This window comes from Buchnera aphidicola (Pemphigus obesinymphae) (assembly GCF_026122815.1).
Lineage (GTDB): Bacteria > Pseudomonadota > Gammaproteobacteria > Enterobacterales > Enterobacteriaceae > Buchnera_C > Buchnera_C aphidicola_BJ.
Genome location: NZ_JAIWQW010000022.1, coordinates 1 through 3,781, shown reverse-complemented (window position 1 = coordinate 3,781; position 3,781 = coordinate 1). Strand labels below are relative to the sequence as shown.

3 protein-coding genes are annotated in these 3,781 nt (G+C 25.7%); all 3 read left to right on the top strand.

Going from position 1 to position 3,781, the window contains the following annotated elements; genetic code table 11:
* Nucleotides 1-96 precede the first annotated feature (96 nt).
* The 3 genes from LDP10_RS02750 to LDP10_RS02740 all read left to right on the top strand — a co-directional run bounded on the left by LDP10_RS02750 (nt 97) and on the right by LDP10_RS02740 (nt 3,781).
* Nucleotides 97-675, top strand: coding sequence for an aminodeoxychorismate/anthranilate synthase component II (locus LDP10_RS02750; RefSeq protein WP_265197222.1), 579 nt, complete (start codon nt 97-99; stop codon nt 673-675).
* Nucleotides 676-730: 55 nt separating this feature from the next.
* A complete protein-coding gene (locus LDP10_RS02745) occupies nt 731-1,702 on the top strand; it encodes a plasmid replication protein (protein WP_265197220.1) in 972 nt (323 codons plus the stop codon).
* Nucleotides 1,703-2,218: 516 nt separating this feature from the next.
* Nucleotides 2,219-3,781, top strand: coding sequence for an anthranilate synthase component 1 (locus LDP10_RS02740; RefSeq protein WP_265197219.1), 1,563 nt, complete (start codon nt 2,219-2,221; stop codon nt 3,779-3,781).

The following is a 3,781-nucleotide window of genomic DNA, read 5'->3' as shown; positions in this document are numbered from 1 at the left end:
CTCTGTGCCGCAAGAAGAGGCTAATGAGAGCCGAAATAAAGCTCAGGCAGTAATCCAGGCAATAATTTACGCTCACAGCTCCAGAGAGGTCGTTTAATGGCTAATTTGCTTCTTTTAGATAATATCGATTCATTTACTTATAATTTAGTTGATCAGTTACGTATCAGCCAACATAAAGTTATTATATATCGTAATTATGTTTCTACATCAATAATTATTGATGCTCTCTCAAAAATCAATAATCCTATACTTATATTATCTCCTGGACCTGGAAAACCAGAAGAAGCAGGATGCATGTTAAAATTATTAAATATCCTTAAAGGGAAAATACCTATAATCGGGATTTGTTTAGGTCATCAAGCAATTGTTCAAGTTTATGGAGGAGAAATTGGATACGCAAAAAAAATATTACATGGTAAAGTTTCTATGATTAGTCATGATAATAAAAAAATGTTTTTAAATATAGATAATCCATTGCCGGTAGCAAGATATCATTCTTTAATTTGCAAAAGAGTACCTGACAAATTTATTGTAAACGCCACTTTTAATAAAATTATTATGGCAATAAGAAACGATTGTGAACGTATTTGTGGATTTCAATTCCATCCTGAATCAATTTTAACACCTCAAGGAACAAAACTCCTCAATCAAACTTTAAATTGGGCTACAAAATAAACATGTTATAAAATAATATAATTGAAAAATAAAAAAATTATCTGATACTACCAATATGCTTTTATTTAAAATATTGCAATCAAAATTTAAAAAGAATGAGTATTCAAATACTATAGAACTTTATGATGCAATACCAAAATATGTTTGGAATCAAAAAAAAGAAAATGTAAATTTATCGAATGCTATTATAACACGACACTGTAATTTAAGAGGAAAACGATTTTCAGTTAAAATCAAACCTGCCATTATTGAAAAAAAAAACTTTAATATTGAATTAATTTATCCAGGACAAAGAGAAGAAATTTTAGAAGATGTTTTGAGAAAATTAGCTGTAGAAGGAAAAGGTAAAATAATTGATGGAAAAGCAGGAGTAATATTTACTCTTTATGAATTACAAAAAGAACTGGTTAAAGTTGGACATGGATACAACTTAAATGAAATTAAAGAAGCTATACAAGTTTGCCAAGGATCGACTCTTGAATGTATCAGTAATGATAAAAAAGTATTTATTAGCAGCAGTTTTTTTCCTGTAATTAGTTTAACTACAAAAAAAATTTTAACGATAAATAACAATAAAGGAATATGTTATATCCAATTTAATCCTCTTGTAAATAACGCTATTAATAATTTATCCTTTCGACAATATAATTACACAATAGGGATGCAAATTCGTTCTCCTTTAGCCAGATATATGTACAAAAGAATGAGTCATTATTGGGTTCAAGCTCATAAATTGTCGCCTTATACTCCTTCCCTTATCAGTTTTTTAAAATGTAGTTCTAGAGAATTAAGTGTACGAATTTCAGAAAATATTAGAGCAATGAAAAACGCTCTCAATATTCTTATTAAGAAAAAAGTTATCAATTCTTATAAATCCAATAAAAAAAAATATGGACGTAAAATTATTGATGTAAAATATATCATTATCCCTCATCAAAACTTTGTGAAACAAATAATGAAATCTAACAAAAAAAAACAACAAACTATAAAACAAGCGTTAAAAATTAAATTTAATATGCTTTCGTAAAAATATTATTTAAAAATAAAAACTATTTTTTTAAAACGTATTGTTAAGAAGTAAAGAATAATTATTTCTTAAAAATACGTTTTTTTTATTTTTAAAAACAAAAAAATTTTATTAAAAAATAAAAAATGTTTTTCTTTCAATTAATAAATATTTTTTAAAAAATAAAAAGAATTCTAAACAACAATATGTGGGAATGTTGCACAGTTCATTATTAAAAAGTTATTTAAAATCAAATAGTTAACAAGCATTTATGGCTGCTAATCCCTTAAAATAATTAAATATATACTCATATGTATACTCCAGTTATTATCATATAAATATATATATATATTTAATATCTTATAGATAAGCGAGATTTTGGTGAAAATCTGTAAAAAAAAAATGTTATTTTATTGACTTTTTATCGGTTAATGAGTTAACTGTTATTTAGATTTATAAAAATAATTTTCTCAAATTGTTCTTCCAATTTATTTTTATAAAATATTTTAAATAGTCAATTTTATGGAATAATAAATAATGAAAAATAAGCGATATGAAGTTGAAATATTGCAAATTGAAGGAATCTATCAATCTGATCCAACTACCATTTTTAATCAACTTTGTAATAAAAAAAAATTTACTTTATTACTGGAATCTGCAGAAATAGATAAAAAACACGCTTTAGAAAGTATGATAATAATAGATAGTGCTTTAAGAATATCTTCATTAGATAATATCGTAACGGTAGAAGCATTAACGGAAAATGGTAAATCGCTTTTATTTAAATTAGATTTATTATTACCTCATACTGTTAAAAACATTTTTTTCGAAAATAGTCGAAGATTAATATTTCCATTTATGAATCATGAAATAGATGAAGACAAAAAATTAAGATCTGTGTCTATATTTGATACTTTTAGATTATTAATAAAAACAATGAAAATACCGAAAAACTTAACAAAATCAATGTTTTTTGGAGGCCTTTTTTCATATGATCTTGTTAATAATTTTGAAAACTTGCCTATTTTAAAAAGAAATCAAAAATGTCCGGATTTATGTTTTTATTTAGCTGAAACATTATTAATTTTAGATCATCAAAAGAAAAATTGTGTTATACAAAGTAGTTTATTTAATGGAAAATCTTCAGAAAAAAATAGATTAAGAAAAAACTTACAAGAAATAAAAATCAAATTAAATCAAAATTTACCAACAATAGAACATAGAAAAATTGATCAAATTTCTTTAAAATGTAATTTAACTGATAAAGAATACATAAAAATTATAAAAAAAATGAAAGAATCGATCAAAAAAGGAGACATATTTCAAGTAGTTCCTTCTAGAAAATTTTATTTACCTTGTATTAACTCATTATCAGCTTACCAAAGATTAAAAAAAAGCAACCCAAGTCCATATATGTTTTTTATGCAAGATGCAGATTTTACCTTATTTGGAGCATCACCTGAAAGTTCATTAAAATATGATTCTAAAAGCAAAAAAATTGAAATTTATCCAATTGCTGGAACAAGACCTAGAGGAAAAACACAAAACGGATTAATAGATTTAGATTTAGATAGTAAAATAGAATTAGAAATGAGAATGAATGAAAAAGAATTATCTGAACATTTAATGTTAGTAGACTTAGCTCGTAATGATTTAGCACGAATATGTGAACCAGGTAGCCGTTATGTTGCTAGTTTAACAAAAGTTGATCGTTACTCATGTGTTATGCATTTAGTTTCTAAAATAGTTGGACGTCTAAAATCTAACTTAGATATTTTTCATGCTTATTGTGCTTGCATGAATATGGGAACTTTAACTGGAGCTCCTAAAATTAAGGCCATGGAGTTAATTTCAAAATTTGAAAAAGAAAGAAGAGGAAGTTATGGAGGAGCTATAGGATATTTTACAGAATCCAATAATTTCGACACATGTATTATTATACGTTCTGCCTATGTAGAAAATAATTTAGCAACAGTACAAGCAGGAGCAGGCATAGTATTAGACTCTGTGCCGCAAGAAGAGGCTAATGAGAGCCGAAATAAAGCTCAGGCAGTAATCCAGGCAATAATTTACGCTCACAGCTCCAGAGAGGTCGTTTAA

Coding starts and splice junctions, on each gene's coding strand:
- LDP10_RS02750 (WP_265197222.1), top strand. CDS start 97: ATGGCTAATTTGCTTCTTTTAGATAATATCGATTCATTTACTTATAAT.
- LDP10_RS02740 (WP_265197219.1), top strand. CDS start 2,219: ATGAAAAATAAGCGATATGAAGTTGAAATATTGCAAATTGAAGGAATC.
- LDP10_RS02745 (WP_265197220.1), top strand. CDS start 731: ATGCTTTTATTTAAAATATTGCAATCAAAATTTAAAAAGAATGAGTAT.